We start from the raw sequence: 18,420 nt of genomic DNA, 5'->3' as shown, positions 1-18,420 counted from the left end.
GGCTTTTTAATAAGGAGTTTGTTATGGCAAGTGCCAGCGCCCGTCATATTTTGGTAAGCAGTGAAGAGCAGTGCAACACACTGAAACAAGAGATCGAAAACGGTCGTGATTTCGCAGAAGTGGCCAAGCAGCACTCTAGCTGCCCTTCTGGCCGTCAAGGCGGTGACCTGGGTAGCTTTGGCCCCGGCCAAATGGTACCGGAATTCGACAAAGTCGTTTTCAGCGGTGAGCTGAACAAGGTACACGGCCCGGTCAAAACCCAGTTTGGTTACCACCTGTTGGAAATCACTAGCCGCAGTTAATGGCGCCGAACGTCCGTCAAGCACCGCGGCAATGCTGTCGCGGTGTGAGGAGCACGCCTTGAACGATCCCATTATTACTATTGAAGGCTTGAACAAAACCTACGAAGGTGGCTTTCAAGCTCTTAGCCGTGTGGATTTAACCATTCAGCGCGGTGAAATTTTTGCCCTGCTTGGCCCCAACGGGGCGGGCAAAACAACGTTAATCAGCGTGGTGTGCGGGCTGGTGAATCCAACCCAAGGTCACGTCGTTGTCGATGGCTATGATAGCGTTAGCCACTATCGTCAGGCCCGCGAACGTATTGGTCTTGTGCCTCAAGAACTGACTAACGAAGCCTTTGAAACGGTATGGAACACGGTCAGTTTTAGCCGAGGCTTGTTTGGTAAGCCGCCCAATCCAGCGCATATCGAGAAAGTGCTTAAGTCGCTGGCCTTGTGGGACAAACGCAACAATCGCTTGATGACCCTTTCCGGTGGCATGAAGCGCCGCGTATTGATTGCCAAAGCGCTCTCCCATGAACCACGCATTCTATTTCTAGATGAACCCACCGCCGGGGTAGACGTCGAGCTACGCCGTGATATGTGGGAAGTGGTCCGCGGGCTGCGGGATAATGGTGTCACGATCATTCTCACCACCCATTACATTGAAGAAGCCGAAGAAATGGCCGACCGCATTGGCGTTATTAATCGCGGTGAGATTGTATTGGTGGAAGAGAAAGCAGCGCTGATGAAAAAGCTTGGCAGCAAGCAGCTAACACTGCAGCTACACACGCCGCTCTCCGCACTGCCTGCATCCCTTGATCAAGACGAGCTGAGCCTGGCAGCCGATGGCTATGAGTTGGTGTACACCTACGATGGCCGTCAGGAAGAGGATGGACGCGGTATTTCTGCTCTGCTCACCCAGTTGGAACGGGCGGGCATTGGCTTTAAAGACCTGCACACCCGGCAAAGCTCGTTGGAAGATATTTTCGTCGACTTGGTAAAGGAGCGCCCATGAATCTCTACCCCGTTCGTGCCATTTATATGGCGGAAATGGCGCGTACCCGCCGTACCTTGCTGCAAAGCATTGTGTCGCCAGTGATTTCAACCTCGCTTTACTTTGTGGTGTTTGGCGCGGCGATTGGTTCACGCATCAGCGAGATTAACGGGGTCAGCTACGGGGCCTTTATTGTGCCCGGTCTGATTATGCTGATGCTACTTACCCAGAGTGTCTCTAATGCCTCGTTTGGGATTTTCTTCCCGAAGTTCTCCGGCAGCATTTATGAAATTCTCTCAGCGCCCATCTCTTATTTAGAAGTGGTGGTGGGCTATGTAGGCGCGGCTGCCTCGAAATCGATCATTCTGGGGCTGATCATCCTGGCAACGTCCAGCTTATTTGTGCCGCTGGAAATTGCTCATCCGATTTGGATGCTCACCTTCCTGGTGCTGACCGCCGTCACCTTCAGCCTGCTGGGCTTTATTATCGGCATTTGGGCAGATGGTTTCGACAAGCTGCAGTTGGTGCCTTTGCTGGTGATTACCCCGCTGACGTTTTTAGGCGGCAGCTTCTATTCCATTGATATGCTGCCGCCGTTTTGGCAAACCGTGACACTGGCCAACCCTGTGGTCTACCTGGTCAGTGGGTTCCGTTGGAGCTTCTACGGCATTAGCGATGTCAGCTTAGCGGCCAGTGTGGCGATGATCATGCTCTTCCTTGCGGCCAGCCTTGCCACCATTGCTTGGATTTTCCGCACCGGTTATCGCTTAAAGCCTTGAGTGCGCCGATGTCTTATTTAGCTATTCTTTTGATAAAAAGGTAACTCCCGCTTATGCCGCTACTGCAAAGTATTGTGCACCGCCTTGATCCATCACTAGATGGTGAACGTTTGACCGTCACGGCGGCACCTGCGTCAACGCCTGCGGCCAACGACGACCCAGTGATGGCAAGCTTGGTGAATTCGCTAAATGACACCTACAACACCAAAGCCAAAGGGTGGGGGCGATTTGCTGAGCAGGGCGAGCAGGCTGGTCCGCTGGTCGCTTGGCTGCGGGCGTATATGGCAGAAGAGCAGGATTTCACCCAGCTTTCTATTGCGATTGCCGAACGCTTGGCGCAAACACTGCAAGAGCAACTCTCCGTTAGCGGCTACTTAGTGTTCGCACATCTGCGCCAGGGCGATACCGAGACGCTGTTTTTAGGCTTAGTTCATCAGCGGGAAGGTATTGGCATTAACGCAGAGCACCAAGCAGTGCCCGCCGCGCAGCTTAATACCAGCCAGCTCACCTTGGCAGCACGGGTAAACCTTACCCAGTGGCAGAGCGATTCTGAAAGCGCCCAATATGTATCGTTTTTAAAAGACCGCGGCGGCAAAAAGCTAGCCGATGGCTTGATAGCGCTGTTGGGAATGGAAGAGGGCATTGATGCTCCTGCCGAAACCCGCACGCTGTTGAAAGCCTTCAGTGATTACGTCGAAAAAGAGGACTACGACGACGAAGCCAGCCGAGAAAAAACCGACACCCTGGTCGACTACGCCAACGAGCAACTGCGCCGTGGCGAGCCAATGACATTAGAAGAGCTTTCGGGGCTGGTGGACGAAAAGCAGCCCAAAGCGTTTTACGACCATATCCGTAATGCTGACTACGGCCTTTCTCCAGAGATTCCGCCGGACAAGCGTACTATCAGTCAGTTCCGCCGTTTTACCGGACGCGCTGGGGGCGTATCGATCAGCTTTGACTCCCACCTGCTCGGGTCCAGCATTGAGTACGATGAAAACCAGGATCGCCTGATTATCAAGCAAGTGCCCAAGCAGCTAAAAGAGCAGTTGGCGAAGCGTAAGGAGTGATTGGTGATTGGTGAATAGTGAGGAGTGAGGAGTTGGTATGTGGTATGCCCCCATTTTTGTAGACACTTGGGCTTAACTGTTCGCAGCATAGGCGCTGGGAGTGAGACCTCCTAGCGCCATGTGCCTTCTCATTTTTGGATAGAACTCATCAATATAGTATCGGACCTCATCGCCCATATCGCTTCGTTCTATAGTGCCTAGCGGCTTTGTCCATTCCTTCTTGAGCAAGGCAAAAAAGCTTTCTGCACAGGCATTATCCCAACAATTTCCTCGGCGAGACATGCTTATTGTGACCTCACGGCCGTTAAGCCACGCCATCACCTCTTCGCTGCGATACTGTGTGCCTTGGTCAGAATGAAAAAGCAATTCCTTTCCGACCGGCTGAGAATGCTTCCAGGCTGACTCCAGCGCGTTTAACACCAGCTGTGAACTGTTGACTGCCCCCTGCGCATAACCAACGATTTGACGGGTACCAAGGTCCATGACCGCCACCAGATAGAGCCATCCTTCCTTACAGCGAATCTGGGTAATATCCGAGACCCAAACCTTGTTCGGCTCGCCAACTGAAAATCGCCGATTCAGTAAGTTAGGCAAAACGGGTAATGTCGACACAGCGCGCCGATACCCGGGTTTCAAGGCGGTACAGGAACGATAGCCTGCTTCTTGAAGGAGGCGTTGAACCTGATTCTTCCCGCAGCGGTACCCTTCATCTTGAGCTTCAATCCATAGCTTCCGATAACCGGGCACACTGTTCATTTTCTTGGCACGCTCTAGCAAAAAAGACGTGATGCTTTGATGGCGCTTTTGCATTTTTCCAGGACACCGTTGGCGACCTTTCCATCGGTAGTAACCTGAGCGAGAGACACCGAGTACTTCACAAGTTATTGAGAGCGGCCACCGCAACTGGCGATGGATCTCAATAAAAGCAAATTTTACTTGCCGTGCTTGATAAAGTACTCGTCCGCCTTTTTTAAAATTTCAGTCTCCAGCTGGGATCTTCTTAGCTGCTTTTTTAATCTCTTGATTTCATTTTCAAGCTCCTGAACGCTTTTTTCAGGGCCATCATTGGCAATTTTCTTGTCAGACGATGTGTGATCCATGGTCAACTCCTTGCGCCAACGACTTAATGTATTTGGATGTATACATAGTTTGGCAGCAAGCGTTGTCTGCGTCTGCGGTGAAGAGAGTGACGTTTGCACGGCTTCACGTTTAAACTCATCGGAATACCTGGGGCTACGCTTATATTTCATAACACCTTCTCTCTGAAAAAGGTGTCTACTTTTTCAGGGGCATTCCAAGTGAGTAGTGAGTAGTGAGTAGTGAGGTGAGGGTGGGCGCTTAGGCGTAAAGGGCACTAAGTGCCATATCGCCAGTCGAAGTGGCAGGTTTATTAACAGGAGAGAAACCGTGCTGGATGCCATTAGCAATTTCTTCCAACGCGCGCTGGCAGAACCTGAGCAGCGTGATAATCAAACCCTGACGCTAGAACTCGCAACGGCGGCGCTGCTTTGTGAGGTAATGCGTGCCGATTACGAGAAAAGCGATGCTGAACGCGCCGCACTGAAGCAGATGTTAATCAATCGCTACCATTTAAGTGAGAGCGACGTTAACGAGTTAATGACGTTGGCGGAAGCAGAAGTGGATGATGCCGTCGATCATTACCAGTTTGTTAGCCTGATAAAAGAGCACTACGGTTATGAGCAGCGCTGCGAGTTGGTAGCGTTAATGTGGCAGCTTGCTTGGGCAGACGGCAGTATCGACCCGCTCGAAGAGCACCGTATCCGGCGGCTGGCAGATCTTTTACACGTTAGCCATAGCGACTTTATTCGCAGCAAGCTTGCCAGCACGCCTCAGGTTTAGCGGCTCCCTCCCGGCTCAGCAGAAAACCCCAGCCGTCGACATAGCCATTGATAAAGGACTCGGAGCGCCGAAACGCCAATGAGTGATATGCAGGATGCATCGAACTTAACCGAACTGATTAACACCATGGAGCGAATGGAGCGTGAAAAAGCCAAGGTAAGCGTAGACGACGTGGTTCACGCGGTGGGCAGGCGTTCATTTGGGCCACTCTTGTTGCTTGCTGGGCTAATCACACTTGCACCCATTATTGGTGATATCCCCGGCATGCCAACGCTTATGGCGGCGTTGGTGTTGCTCACGTCGGTACAATTATTGCTGGGAAGAGAGACGTTCTGGCTACCCAAATGGTTATTAAGCCGTTCGCTTTCCCGCAACAAATTCGATAAAGCTATTCACTACATGAAGAAGCCTGCCAGGTGGGTGGATAGCTTACTAGGTGTGCGCCTAGCGTGGATGACCGGCTATATCGGGATACGCGTCACCGCCGTGATGTGCTTGCTTATCGCGTTAGCCATGCCGCCGATGGAGTTTATTCCGTTTAGCGCCAACGGTGCGGGCTTAGCGCTTACCCTGTTTGGTTTAGGCTTAGTCGCTAGAGACGGCATTATGCTCTCGCTGGGTTTTCTACTCACCGGGGTGACGTTTACGGTTGTGCTGATCAACGTGCTATAAATTCGCGTACGATCATCCTAATGTCGCCTAAGCTGGTGGCTGTTTAAAGGAGCAAGCACGCACCATGTCTGATCCAGCACCGTCTGAGTCATCATCGAATTCACCATCGCCACATTCAGCACTGCCGCCTGCGCCCAAAACGCCCCGTGAGCAATCCCCCTGGGAGCGGCGAATTGAAACGGTGCTGTGGAATTCTCGCTTTCTAGTAATGCTGGCGGTAGTGCCGAGCCTGTTTCACTGATGCTGTTTATTGTGGGTACGCTGGATATCTTAACCGTGGTGGGCGACGTACTGCGTTACTATCTGGTGGATAGTTCTCAAGATATCCACGATACCCTGGTGCCGGACATCATCATCGCCGTTGATGTTTATTTAATAGCGATTGTGCTGCTGATCTTTGGGCTAGGGATCTATCGGCTGTTTGTTTCCCGTATCGATCAGGCGGAAGTGCGTTATCCCAAACATCCGTTTAACGTAGGCTCGCTGGATCAGCTCAAGGACAAGATTGCCCGCGTGGTGATTTTGGCGGTGATTATTGAGTTTTTCCGCGCCGTGGTGGATATCCGTTTCACAACGCCACTGGAAGCTATCTACCTCGCGCTTTCGGTGCTGGCGCTGGCCGCAGCGCTTTATCTGATGAGCCTAGGGCATAAGGGGGAGTGAGACGAATCGTCGTATTTTCTCTTAAGAGAGCAATTTAATACCCACCGAGGGTAAATTACGCAAACCTAACCAATCACTGCTAGGCTAGAGGTGTTATTTCACGGTGTTGCTTTCTTTCCTGAATTCAAGCAATAAGTGCAGCACCTGCTGTGTCCAGGGCTCCTGAGTACTCCCCCAGAAACACCTGTGCCGGTGTCCGGTAACCGAGTCGCTTTCGAGGGCGGTCGTTTAGTTTCTCGACCACCTTGCGCAGCTCGGCATCGGTGACCTGGCGGAAGTCTGTTCCCTTGGGGAAGTACTGCCGTATCAAGCCATTGGTATTCTCGTTGCTCCCACGCTGGCCAGAGCAGTAGGGATCGCAAAAGTAGGTCTTTGCGGTCACCGCCTTGCCTACGGCTATGTGGCCGGCGAACTCCGAGCCGTTGTCTAGGGTGATGGTCTTCACAGCACCCCGGCGAGGCTTCAACAGCCGGATCATGGCCGCTTGCGTCAGCTCCGCTGAGACCCTGGGCAACCTCGCCGCCAGCAGATAGCCGCTACGGCGCTCTACCAGCGTCACCAGCCCCGATTGCTTATGCCCCTGAATGACGGTGTCGCCTTCCCAGTGCCCGATGACGAGCCTGGCATCGACCTCTGCCGGGCGATGCTCAATGCCCACGCGGCTGGGGATCTTGCCAAGCCCAGCGCTCTTGGCCTGAGCCCGATGCTTGCTGCGACGCTTCGGTTGGCGGAGGTGCCGCCATAGATCGCCACCTTGCGCTCTGTCATCCCAGATCAAGGAGTAGATCCACTGGTGACTGACGCCTATGCCGGCCAACGGTGCCATGAAGCCGCTGATCTGCTCCGGACTCCACTCCTCTCGCAGCCGGTCGGCAACGGCGGTGATCAGGCTGGGCAAGCGCTTCGTCCACTTCCAGGCGGTGCGGCGGCGGTGATCACTGAGGGACTGGGCCTGCTCGGGGTCGTAGCCACCAGAAGTGGCGTTACGACGCAGCTCACGGCTGACCGTGCTGCTGTGGATTCCTAGCTCTCTGCCGATTTGACGCTGGCTCACGCCCAAGTCATAGCGGGCGTGGATCTGGTATCGTTGGGTCTGGGTCAGCTGTCGGTATCCCATGCTCTGCTTCACTTTGGTCGGTGAGCCGAGAAGGGTACCGGCGCTGACCCTCCTGCCTCCACCGTGGTGTCCAAAGTGCTGCGGTTATTCTATGAATCCAGGTTTGAAGCAAGCCTATAAACGCAAAAGCAAGGAGTGCCGTTATGCGTAACATTATCTATATTATTGGTCTAATCGTTGTTGTGCTGTTTATTCTATCGCTACTTGGACTGCGTTAAGCACACCGCGCCAATAGAAAAACGCCCGCAGCCTTTTTTCAAGGGGCTGCGGGCGCTTTGTATTTAGAGCGTCGTAGTTAGAACGTGCAAAGCAAAACAAAGCAAACGCGATTACGCGCAGTCAGCAGCGCCCTGGCCAAACATATCAAACATTAGCTCCCGTCCCATAGACGTCAGTACGAAACGGTCGTAATCATTAAATTCAGCGGCACCGCTCTCTTCGAGCACCCGTTGGCATGTTTTCCAACTAGGGCAATGCCCCTTCAAATGAGCCAGCTCACGCCGGGCAAGACCGCGTTGCGGCAAGGTAATGGTTTCGAGCACATGGCCGTTATCGTAAAGCAGCTCGGCAACGCTAGAAAGGCAGTGGCGTAGGCTGCGCTGCACATGATAAGCGGCAGACGCTACGCTGGATGCGGGTTGTGACACCTCGGAAGGCATAAGTCGTTCTCCTGCAAATAGCCCCAAAATGGGCTTGTTGCAGCGCATTATAAAGCAATGCGGGTATTAGACCAAGGTCTATGGTGGGTTGGTGTCAAAGAAACCACCGACCTTTTTCTGACATATTTCTGTCATCTAGATAATTCAGCATGTGGGCGCTAGGAGAAAAGCAAAAAGTATTAATTAAAATTGATGGTGTTATGCCTTTTTAGTGTTATGTAAGCGTCATCTTTTACAATTCATTACTTTTTAGTACGTAAAAAAAGCCAAATAGGCTCAAGTCTAAGCTTTAATGGTCGATAGTATTAAATATAAATCACATTCTTACGTATGAGCAGCGCCAGCGTGTTGGGCGTTATTTAAAAAAAGGGCAGTAACTTATGGCTTCCATTTCATCACTCGGAATTGGCTCAGGGCTCGACCTCAATGGCTTGCTGGATCAACTGCAAGACGCTGAGAGAGGGAAGCTGAAGCCTATAGAGCGTCAACTGGAAACCCAGCAGACCAAGATTTCTGCTTATGGTCAGCTGCAAAGTGCGCTCTCCCAATTTCAAACTGCATCAGCTGAGCTAAACGACAGTGCGCTGTATGAAAGCCTTTCCACGAATGTGGGGGGCGATGCCATTACTGCCACGGCAGATGACGAAGCGCAGCCCGGTAGTTATAACGTCACCGTTGATACACTCGCTACCCGTGGCACGCTGGCCTCTGAAGGCGTTGCTGAACTGGACGCGCCGCTAACGACCGCTGAGCAAACGTTAACCTTCACATTCGGTGATGGGGCCAGTAAAGAGGTCACTATCGGTGCGAATAGCAGCCTGGAAGATATTCGTGACGCGATTAACGCCAATGAAGATTCAGGCGTTAACGCCACCATTGTGAACGACGGCACCAACTACCGGCTGGCGCTTAGTTCCAGCGAAACCGGTGCGGATGCCTCTATTACCGGCTTTAGCTTTTCAGGCACCGAGCCCTTCGCTGCGGATACCGATAACACCCTGCAAGCAGGCACCGATGCCGCGTTGACGGTGAATGGCATTGCCATTACCAGCCCTACCAATCAGGTTGAAGGGGCGATTCAAGGCGTGACGCTTAATCTTCAAGAAGAGGGTGATAGCACCGTGGCAGTCGAGCAGAATACACGCGCTGTTCGTGAAGCGATTACGGGCTTTGTCGATGCCTATAACGAGCTTAAGGGCACCATCGGCGAGCTGACCAGTTTCAATGCGGAAACCGGCGTGGCAGGCGAGCTGAACGGCGACAATACGGTGCGCACTGTGGAGTCACGCATGCGCAGCATATTAAGTGGCGGTATCGAAGGTGAGTTCTCGATGCTTAGTGATATTGGTATTTCGCTACAGCGGGACGGCACGCTTTCTATTGATGAAAGCGAGCTGGATAACGCCATTGTCAATAACCAGGATGCGCTGTCGACGTTCTTCGCCGGTGACGCCGACGATTCAGGTATGGCTGGCCAGTTAAATCAAGGCCTAGACCAGTTATTGGGTACTAACGGAGCAGTGAAGGGAGCCATTACCGGGGCGGAAAATCGTGTGGAGTCCCTAGTGGAGCGCTACACCCGAACAGAACAAACCATTGAGCAGACCATTTCACGCTACCGTACCCAGTTCGGCCAGTTAGATAGCATGATTGCCCAGATGAACCAAACCAGCAGCTATCTAACCCAGCAGTTTGATGCCCTCGATGCTCAGCTTGGGCGTAAATAACCGCTAAAGTGATTGGGTGGTTACTGAACGCCTACGCTAACGCCTGCTTCCTGCAGGCGTTTTCATTAGAACATTCTCATTTCTAGTAAAAAAGTATGAAAAGCGGCGAAAGCGCGAAAAGGCGCTAAAGTTGTGCGCTTTTCTGCCGATAGCAGTGCTATTAAATAAACGGGCGTGCGCATGCGCGCCTGGGTCTTGTGGTTTAGCCTTTTGCACTGAGGAATACCCCCGCATGGCGACGATAACCTCTCTTGGCGTTGGTTCCGGCCTTGATCTCACTGGTTTGCTTGATCAGCTTCAAGCGGCTGAGCGGGGCAAACTCGCGCCAATTACGCTTCAAAAGAAACAGCAGCAGGCGAAAATTTCTGCTTTCGGTCAACTTCAAACGTCGCTGAACTCGTTTCAAGATGCGGTCGCCAAAATCAATGACCCCAAGCTCTACCAAAGCCTTTCCGCCAATGTGCGTGGCGATGCCATTAAAGCGACTGCCGCCGCTGATGCGCTGCCGGGCAGCTACCGGGTAGAGGTCAGCCAATTGGCCACTTCTGGCACGCTGGCCTCGAATCGCGTGGGAGAGCGGGACGCAGCCATGGATCTACAAGGGGCAACTGTGCTGCAGCTAACCTTTGGCGATGGCGAGAGCGTCGCTATCAACATCGCAGAAGGCAGTAGCCTTGCGGATATTCGTGATGCCATTAACGCTGATAAAGATGCAGGTGTTAACGCCACGATTATCAACGATGGCACGGGCTACCGGCTGGCACTGAGTTCTAAAACGACCGGCGCAGACGCTTCTGTTGAAAATTTTAGTTTTGTTGATGCCGGTGGCACCGTAGTGCCTGGCCCCTTTGCCGAAGATGCGGCAACGAAGCGCTCAGGGGAGAATGCCGCGCTTACGGTTAATGGCATTGCGATTAGCAGTGCGGAAAACAGTATTGAAGGTGCGATTCAGGGGGTAACGCTTAACCTTACTGAGCTTGATATCGTGGACGGAGAAACGGCTTCCAGTACCATTAATATTGAGCGCGACACGCTAAAGCAGCGCGAAGCGATTAATGGCTTTGTAAAAGCGTTTAATGACTTAAAAGGCACTATTGGCAAACTCACCAGCTTTACCGGCGATAGCGAAACCGCTGGCGAGCTATTGGGCGATAACACCGTGCGCACCATCGAATCCCGGCTGCGCAGTGTATTAACCGGTGGCGTAGAAGGCGGTGAGTTATCGACGCTTAATCAGCTAGGCATCACTCTGCAACGAGATGGCAAGCTCAAGGTCGATGAGGAGACGTTAGATGACTTGGTTGCCAATAACCCCCAGGCCCTCAATGACTTTTTTGCCGGTGAAAACGAGGGCGACGGCATGGCGGGTAGGCTAAACACCACTATCGAACAGATGCTGGGCAACAACGGCGTGGTCAAACTGGCGATTAGTGGTGCGGAAAACCGTGTTAAAAGCTTGGATGACCGTTTCGAACGTATGGAAAAAACCATTGAAGGCACCATCTCCCGCTACCGCACCCAGTTCGGCCAGCTAGATGCGATGATTGCCCAGATGAATAGTATGAGTTCCTACCTCACCCAGCAATTCGACGCCCTGGATAATCAGCTAGGTCGTAAGAAATAACCAGCGAAGCGAGGCACCCGCAATGGGCGGCGCAAGCCGCCCTTTTGTTGCCCGCGGAAAAGTAAGCCTCTCACCCTACAGTTACCAAACATTACATCTTTTTTTACTAACCGCCCTAAAGATTCCTCTCGCCGTGCCGTTAATTCTAATAACGGCGCACAAAGTGGCCGAATAGCAGGCCTTCCGGCCAGTGTTCATGCAAGGAGAATCACACCATGTCAGTGATCAATACCAACATTACTTCCATGATTGGCCAGTCCAACCTGTCCAAATCACAAAATGCCCTGACCACGTCTATGGAGCGTCTGAGCTCTGGTCTGCGTATCAACAGCGCTAAAGACGACGCAGCTGGCCAAGCCATCGCCAACCGTATGAGCAGCCAGATTACTGGTTTATCACAGGCTCAGCGTAATGCCAACGACGGTATCTCGATTTCACAAACAGCTGAAGGTGCTCTGAATCAGGTCAATGACAACTTACAGCGTGTTCGTGAACTGACAGTTCAGGCGCAAAACGGAACTAATAGTCAAGAAGATTTAAACTCAATTCAAGCTGAGATAGACCAGCGTTTGACAGAAGTAAATCGTATCGCTGAGGAAACTGACTTCAACGGCACGAAAGTACTGGAAAAAGATCAAAAGATCTCTATTCAGGTTGGTGCTGATGATGGTCAAACCATCGAAGTAGATTTGAAAGAAATTAATGCTGCTACGCTCGGGTTAGATAGTTTTAATGTTAATGGTGCGCAAGGAACTGTAGCTGCAGCAGCAACTGCTAACTTCGAAACTGCTTATGGCGATTCCACTTCAATCGCAGACTCAGATGTTAATGATTTTGGTGACGATTTGGCAACTAGTTTAGGTATTGCTACTGGTTCAGTTACCGCTGATACAGCTAATGCCTATGTCGATGAAAATGGTAACTGGTATGCTCAAGTCCAGGTGAGTGCTGCGACTGAAGCTGAGTCAAGAACGTTGGCGGCTCAAGGTATCAATATTGCTAGTGGCTCATCTGTAACTTTCAATGTTGCGCTTGATCCTCAAGATGCCGACGTTACAACAGACACTACAGCAAGCTTTACTGTAGATGGGGCTGACCTAACCGCAGCCAGCCTTTTGACTGGAGCTAGTAATAACCCCTTGGAGCAGCTTGATGCTGCTTTGTCAGATGTTGATGTATTGAGGTCTGACCTTGGTGCTATTCAAAACCGCTTTGAATCTGCTATTACTAATTTGAATACGAATGAAACAAATCTTTCAGCTGCGCGTTCGCGTATCGAAGATGCTGATTATGCGACTGAAGTTGCTGATATGACTCGTGCTCAAATTCTTCAGCAGGCTGGAACCTCGGTATTAGCGCAGGCTAACCAAATCCCTCAGAACGTTCTCTCACTGTTAGGCTAATATTAATTAGCGATTAGTGAGATTTTGTACTACATAAGGCTGCCATATGGCAGCCTTTTTATTTTAGAGTGAGAGATAGCCGTGATGAAAAAATCTCAGGTGCATAGCGCTAATAAGCAGCTGAAAAATGTTGAAAAAATGGCTAGAAAAAATCCAAATAATGCTAGTTATAGACTGAAACTTGGTGTTTTACTCACGGACCAAAGATTGTTTGAAAGTGCGAAAAAAGAGCTTGAAGAAGCAATTGAGTTAAAAGAAGATAATTATGAGGCCTATTCTGTATTGGGTAAGGTGTTATACAACTTAGGCGACTATGTTGGGGCAATAAATAAATTACAAAAATCGCTAGAGATAAAGCCTGGTTTTCATAAATCAGAACATTACCTTTCTTATCTTCTTTATAAAAGTAATAATCCGAAAGAAGCTCTGTGTCATATTGAAGAAGCATGTAGGCAACAGCCACGTCATGCAGGTTATCTGATAACCTATGGTAATATTTTAGAAGCATTACACCGCTACGAAGAGGCTGTAGAGAAGTTAAGTGCTTCCTTAGCTATCGAGCCTGACAAATATTATGCCTGGAATAATTTGGGAAATCTTTTTAAGCAGCTAGGTAAAATGGAAGATTCACTATACTATTATGATCAAGCATTTAAGGTGAATCCGAAGTCGGATGTTTCTTTTTCAAATAAAATAACGGCACTTCACTATATTCCTAATATCTCTCTCGATAAAATTGTAGAAGAGTGCAAAGTTTGGGATGATTATTTCAGTAGTGAAAGATTTGAGTGCCCAAAAATTAGTGAAACTGAAAAAGATAGAAAATTAAGAATTGGTATGATATCTGACGGTTTTCGTCGACATCCCGTTGGATACATGATCACATCTACCATTGAAGAGTTAAAAAAATATAATTTTGAGCTTTTCTTTTATACGACAAACTACGACTCTGATTCGATAACAGAGCGACTAAAAAAAACAGCGAAAAAATGGCAAGTGATATCACAGTTAGGTATAGAGCAAACAGCAAATTTGATTAAAAGTGATAAAGTTGATATTTTGATTGACTTGGCTGGACATAATTCTGGGAATCGCATGATGGCGATTGCTAAAAAACCATCTCCTATTGTAGTGAAGTGGGTTGGTGGTTTGATTAATACAACAGGTGTTAAAGCTATTGATTATTTGATTAGTGATTCAGTTGAAACCCCTTGCTTGGTTGATGACTACTATACAGAAAAACTTATTCGAATGCCTGATGATTACATTTGTTATGATCCACCAGTTTATGCGCCTAATATTGCATCATTACCTGCTTTAGGAAATGGGTATATAACATTTGGGTGTTTTAATAATCCAACGAAGATAAACTCAGAAATAGTGGCTTGTTGGTCTAAAATACTGCTAGCGATTCCAAATTCGCGCTTTTTTTTAAAAGGAATGCAGTTTAGTAGCGAAAGCTTACAAATTCGTGTGCAAACACTTTTTGAAGGAAATGGTGTAGATAAGGAAAGGATTATAATTGAAGGGCCTTCTGCCCATCAACAATTATTGGAAAGCTATAACAAAGTAGATATTGCTTTAGATCCATGGCCTTACTCAGGTGGGTTAACTACTTGTGAAGCGTTACTGATGGGAGTGCCAGTTATTAGCTTGCCTGGGCCAACCTTTGCTGGACGGCACTCGGCAACTCATCTAGTCAATGTTGGCATGCCTGAGTTAGTCGTTAATAATTGGCGTGAGTATCACGAACGTGTCATTGAGCTTGCCAGCGACTTAGATAGCCTGAGTGCTATTCGTTCCCAGCTGCGGGATGTACTGCTACAGTCACCAGTTTGTGACGCCCCGCGTTTTGCCAATCACTTTACCTTGGCGATGCGTGCCATTTGGCAACGCCATTGTGAAGGAAAGCAGCCTGCCGCTTTAACGTTCGGTAAAACTGGGCAGGCACAGTTTGTGGATGAAGAAACACCTGTTGATATTGTCTATGCAGAAAGTATGGACTCTGAGGCGGCTGTGTTTAACTGGTCGCTATCTAGCAAGATTATAGCGCTGGATAATGGTTCAAAATTAGTTGTTGATAAAGGCATTGATACCCTTAGGCAACTAAATTCATTTGGCATAGTGACCTTCGATCCAGCAAGCCAAGTAACAAATCCCGAGCGGTTTGAAGGCAGCAATGATGTGCAAGTTTTTACCCATGCTGTTTTAGGCGATGGCAATCAAGCAACGCTTTATTCGTGCTTAGATCCAACAATGAGCAGCATCTTGGAACCGCTGCCCATCGGAGAGCAACACGGTGTTAGCCCGGCGGGTACTAAGGTGCTTGCCAAGCTGCCGATCAATACTATTGCGTTAGATGCCATCGAAGGGCCCCCTCTGTCAGCCTAGTTGTCCGGTTGGCGATATCGCCTAAACTCAGTCCAGAGGGAGCGGTATGGAATTCATGTGCCACGTTATTCTGAAGAGCGTAAAGCCGCCATCCTGAAAAAGTTATTGCCGCCCCACAATCGCAGTGTGGCGTCGGTAGCAACGGAAGAAGGCATCTCCAACGCGACGCTGTATAGTTGGTTAAAACAGTGTCGAGAAAAAGGAGTGCCTGTGCCGGGTTACACCCAAGGCGACAACGAATGGTCACCTGACGCCAAGCTAGCCGTTGTCATCGAAACCGCGACGATGTCAGAAACAGAGCTTGGCGCTTACTGTCGTGAAAAAGGCCTTTATCCCGAGCAAATCCAGCAATGGAAAGCCGCTTGTCTCGAAGGAGCTGGTCGGCAAGAAGAGCAGGCAAAAGCAGCGCAGAAACAGCGCAAAGAAGACCGAAAGACCATCAAGCAGCTCAAAGCGGAAGTACGGCGCAAAGACAAGGTGCTGGCAGAAACAACGTCGTTGCTGGTGCTTTCAAAAAAGCTCGAAGCCTTGTACGGCGAGGATCCGGACAGCGGCGAGGACGACTAACGCCTCTAAAGGAACGTGCAAGGCTCATCGCGCTATTTGACGAAGCGGTTATGGGTGGCGCGTCCCGTTATCAAGCGGCTGCCGTGATCGGCATAAGCGAACGCACACTGAAGCGGTGGCGATCTGAGCGCGGCGCTATTGTCGAGGATCAGCGTCCACATGCAGGGCAACACAGGCAGCCGCATCAGCTGACGCATGAGGAAGAGCAAGCCATTTTGAACACGTGCCATCGCCCCGAGTATCAGAGCTTGCCGCCGTCTCAAATCGTTCCTTTATTGGCCGACGAAGGCGTCTATCTGGCCTCCGAATCGTCGTTTTATCGGGTCTTGAAAAAGCATCATCAGCAGCACCATCGTGGCCGTATGAAACCACGTCGTTCAGTCCCCGAGCCGACTAGCTTTACGGCTACAGGGCCAAACCAGGTCTGGAGCTGGGACATCAGTTATTGTGCCTCCGTTGTGCGAGGTCAGCACTGGTATCTTTACCTGATCATGGATATCTACAGCCGCAAAATCATTGCTTGGGAAGTCCACGACACGGAATCGGGCGAGTTGGCTAAACAGCTTTTGGAACGTGCCTTGCTGCGAGAAGGTTGCTGGCATCAGCCGCCAGTACTGCACTCTGATAACGGAGCACCGATGACCTCCTATACGCTCAAAGCGAGGCTAACAGAGCTGGGCATGTTGATGTCTTACAGTCGGCCGAGAGTAAGCAATGATAACCCTTACTCGGAAGCGCTGTTCCGTACCGTCAAATACTGTCCAGCGTGGCCCACCAAGGGCTTCGCATCGCTGGGCGCGGTACGAGAATGGATGCTAGCGTTCGAGCGGGCTTACAACGAACAGCACCTGCACAGTGGCATCCAGTATGTCACGCCAGCGGACCGTCATCGCGGCGTAGACCAAGAGCGCCTGGAACGCCGGAACGCGGTATACCAACGTGCGAAGCAGCGACATCCGCAACGCTGGTCGGGCCACACTCGAAACTGGGAAGTCACCGGCCCAGTCTCGCTTAACCCGGGAAAAATGCACGAAATCGAGCGTAATCAACAGGCTGCTTAAGCGCAGCCATTTGGACAACTGGGTTGAAAATCACCGAGGGCTTGAAAGCTTGGATTGGTTAATTCTTGATCATCTAAGCGATTCCACTGCAATTCTTGAAAATGGCGAAAAAGCCCTTAAGGATACGCTTATTATTCAAGTGCGTATTGCCTTTCAGCCGACGCACCAACGCCAATCTAACCTCGCGGAAGTGCAGCATTGGATGAGTCGCCACGGCTTCCGTTTCTACCGCTTTAACAATGAGCAACACCGCAGCCATCTGCCAGAAAGCGTACCTGACAAGCAGCGCCAAGCCACTGAACTAACAAGTGCTGATGCGGTTTTCCTGCCCAGCCATGAACGTATGGCTAACTTAAGTAATAATCAGCGCATCAAGCTTGCTTTTCTGTTACATACTATTTACGGCATCCGCGATATGAGTTACGAACTCTTGGTCGGTGTAGATAAAGAAGAGGCGGAAGAGTATTTAATTTCAGAAGGAATGGTGAAAGCCCTGGTAAATGAGTTTGATAATGATAACGTGGTAACGCCTAAGCAAGCATCTGAGTTGCCCGTAGTTAATCAAGCAGTAGCAGACAATATTTCTCAAGATATTGACGCATTATTAAAGCGTCATATTGAATTACAGAGCGATAATACTACCCAAGATGCGGCTAGTAGTAATGTTGCATCTCAGTCCTCCGAGTTTGAAAAGCCACGTACAAAGAATAAGTCTACAAGCTTGTGGGAACTCGACGAGCCAATCAGCGTGGTAGATGTTGGTGCCAATCCTATCGATGGGACGCCTCCTTATGCAGAAATGCTCAAACAGGGGCTAGTAACGTTGGTTGGTTTCGAGCCACAGAAAGAAGCATTGCAAAAATTGCAAACTATGAAAGGGGCTAATGAGACATATTTACCACATGCTGTCGGTACTGGCGAGCATGCCAAGCTTTACATTTGTCAAGCCTCGGGCATGACCTCAACGTTAAAGCCGAACACCCTTGTGCTTAACCACTTTCAAGGGTATCCGATCTGGGGCAAAGTGAAGTCGATCGAGGAAATTGAGACCGTACGATTAGATGATATTGACCAAATAGAAAAAATAGACTGGTTGAAAATTGATATCCAAGGCGGTGAGCTTAACGTTTTCAGAAACGGCGAAAAAAAGCTGAAAGATACCTTGGTGATTCAGACAGAGGTTAACTTTATTCAGCTCTATGAAAATCAACCGCTCTTTGCTGAGATTGATCAATGGATGAGGGCGCATGGATTTATGCTGCATACGCTTTTGGAGCAAAGAAAACGAATTTACGCACCGATGAAAATCAATGGCGGGATTCATCAGGGTATAAATCAGCTAACTACTGCTGACGCAGTATATGTCAGAGATATTAATGCTTTGCAGGAGACTTCTGTAGAGCAGCGTAAAAAATTGGCGATTATTTTGAGCAAAGCATACGGAAGCTTCGATTTAGCTTACCGCTTATTGATGAATGAAGAGGGTTGTAGTGAAAAGAGCTTTTTCAATAAAGTTGTCGGAAAAAAAATTAACGCTATTTCAGTGGATTAAAAA

The 18,420-nt window shown here is 49.8% G+C and carries 17 protein-coding genes and 1 pseudogene; 15 read left to right on the top strand and 3 right to left on the bottom strand.

The features are described from left to right. Nucleotides 1–23 precede the first annotated feature (23 nt). Genes NDQ72_17205 through yejK form a run of 4 tightly spaced genes read left to right on the top strand, consistent with a single transcriptional unit; the run spans nt 24 to nt 3,121 of the window. Nucleotides 24–302 carry a peptidylprolyl isomerase gene (locus tag NDQ72_17205; protein WKD27753.1) on the top strand — a complete coding sequence of 93 codons (279 nt, stop codon included), beginning with the start codon at nt 24–26 and terminating at the stop codon, nt 300–302. Between the two features lie 58 nt (nt 303–360). Then, nucleotides 361–1,296: an ABC transporter ATP-binding protein gene (locus tag NDQ72_17200; protein ID WKD27752.1), complete on the top strand. Its 936-nt coding sequence runs from the start codon at nt 361–363 to the stop codon at nt 1,294–1,296. Next, a complete protein-coding gene (locus NDQ72_17195) occupies nt 1,293–2,054 on the top strand; it encodes an ABC transporter permease (protein WKD27751.1) in 762 nt (253 codons plus the stop codon). The genes NDQ72_17200 and NDQ72_17195 overlap by 4 nt, the downstream gene beginning before the upstream one ends. Before the next feature lie 53 nt (nt 2,055–2,107). After that, on the top strand, nt 2,108–3,121 hold the full coding sequence (yejK, locus tag NDQ72_17190) for a nucleoid-associated protein YejK (protein ID WKD27750.1): 1,014 nt from the start codon (nt 2,108–2,110) through the stop codon (nt 3,119–3,121). 72 nt (nt 3,122–3,193) lie between these two features. Here yejK and NDQ72_17185 read toward each other — a convergent pair. Beyond that, a protein-coding gene (locus NDQ72_17185; protein WKD27749.1) for an IS3 family transposase occupies nt 3,194–4,371 on the bottom strand; the annotation gives its coding sequence in 2 pieces (ribosomal slippage) (nt 3,194–4,080 and nt 4,080–4,371; 1,179 coding nt in all). A gap of 157 nt (nt 4,372–4,528) precedes the next feature. Between NDQ72_17185 and NDQ72_17180 the strand changes: the two genes are divergently transcribed. The 4 genes from NDQ72_17180 (at nt 4,529) to NDQ72_17165 (ending at nt 6,316) form a co-directional block, all read left to right on the top strand. Further along, nucleotides 4,529–4,981 carry a TerB family tellurite resistance protein gene (locus NDQ72_17180; protein ID WKD27748.1) on the top strand — a complete coding sequence of 151 codons (453 nt, stop codon included), beginning with the start codon at nt 4,529–4,531 and terminating at the stop codon, nt 4,979–4,981. A gap of 78 nt (nt 4,982–5,059) precedes the next feature. Then, nucleotides 5,060–5,653: an exopolysaccharide biosynthesis protein gene (locus NDQ72_17175; protein ID WKD27747.1), complete on the top strand. Its 594-nt coding sequence runs from the start codon at nt 5,060–5,062 to the stop codon at nt 5,651–5,653. 64 nt (nt 5,654–5,717) lie between these two features. Then, nucleotides 5,718–5,894: a hypothetical protein gene (locus tag NDQ72_17170; GenBank protein WKD27746.1), complete on the top strand. Its 177-nt coding sequence runs from the start codon at nt 5,718–5,720 to the stop codon at nt 5,892–5,894. Then, entirely contained in the window at nt 5,840–6,316 is a 477-nt protein-coding gene (locus NDQ72_17165) for a YqhA family protein (GenBank protein WKD27745.1), read from the top strand. The genes NDQ72_17170 and NDQ72_17165 overlap by 55 nt, the downstream gene beginning before the upstream one ends. Before the next feature lie 124 nt (nt 6,317–6,440). Here NDQ72_17165 and NDQ72_17160 read toward each other — a convergent pair whose 3' ends face one another. Both NDQ72_17160 and NDQ72_17155 read right to left on the bottom strand, forming a co-directional pair. Then, a complete protein-coding gene (locus NDQ72_17160) occupies nt 6,441–7,433 on the bottom strand; it encodes an IS30 family transposase (protein WKD27744.1) in 993 nt (330 codons plus the stop codon). Between the two features lie 329 nt (nt 7,434–7,762). Further along, nucleotides 7,763–8,092 carry a hypothetical protein gene (locus NDQ72_17155; protein WKD27743.1) on the bottom strand — a complete coding sequence of 110 codons (330 nt, stop codon included), beginning with the start codon at nt 8,090–8,092 and terminating at the stop codon, nt 7,763–7,765. Between the two features lie 380 nt (nt 8,093–8,472). On the opposite strand from NDQ72_17155, the gene fliD (NDQ72_17150) reads away from it, so the two are divergent. The 7 genes and pseudogenes from fliD (NDQ72_17150) to NDQ72_17120 all read left to right on the top strand — a co-directional run bounded on the left by fliD (NDQ72_17150) (nt 8,473) and on the right by NDQ72_17120 (nt 18,417). After that, a complete protein-coding gene (fliD, locus tag NDQ72_17150; protein ID WKD27742.1) occupies nt 8,473–9,819 on the top strand; it encodes a flagellar filament capping protein FliD in 1,347 nt (448 codons plus the stop codon). A 232-nt stretch (nt 9,820–10,051) separates the two neighbouring features. After that, nucleotides 10,052–11,443 (top strand): flagellar filament capping protein FliD, encoded by a 1,392-nt coding sequence (gene fliD, locus NDQ72_17145; protein WKD27741.1) that lies wholly within the window; start codon nt 10,052–10,054, stop codon nt 11,441–11,443. Between the two features lie 215 nt (nt 11,444–11,658). Next, a complete protein-coding gene (locus NDQ72_17140; protein WKD27740.1) occupies nt 11,659–12,846 on the top strand; it encodes a FliC/FljB family flagellin in 1,188 nt (395 codons plus the stop codon). Between the two features lie 84 nt (nt 12,847–12,930). Further along, on the top strand, nt 12,931–15,237 hold the full coding sequence (locus NDQ72_17135) for a tetratricopeptide repeat protein (GenBank protein WKD27739.1): 2,307 nt from the start codon (nt 12,931–12,933) through the stop codon (nt 15,235–15,237). Nucleotides 15,238–15,294: 57 nt separating this feature from the next. Beyond that, a pseudogene (locus tag NDQ72_17130) lies at nt 15,295–15,378 on the top strand (hypothetical protein). Between the two features lie 209 nt (nt 15,379–15,587). Then, nucleotides 15,588–16,865: an IS3 family transposase gene (locus tag NDQ72_17125; protein ID WKD27738.1), complete on the top strand. Its 1,278-nt coding sequence runs from the start codon at nt 15,588–15,590 to the stop codon at nt 16,863–16,865. A gap of 10 nt (nt 16,866–16,875) precedes the next feature. Then, nucleotides 16,876–18,417 (top strand): FkbM family methyltransferase, encoded by a 1,542-nt coding sequence (locus NDQ72_17120; GenBank protein WKD27737.1) that lies wholly within the window; start codon nt 16,876–16,878, stop codon nt 18,415–18,417. The last annotated feature ends 3 nt before the right edge of the window (nt 18,418–18,420 follow it).

The organism is Halomonas sp. KG2, from assembly GCA_030440445.1.
Taxonomy (GTDB): domain Bacteria; phylum Pseudomonadota; class Gammaproteobacteria; order Pseudomonadales; family Halomonadaceae; genus Vreelandella.
Note: the sequence above shows the minus strand (reverse complement) of the source record. Positions and strands in the feature narration are given on the sequence as shown.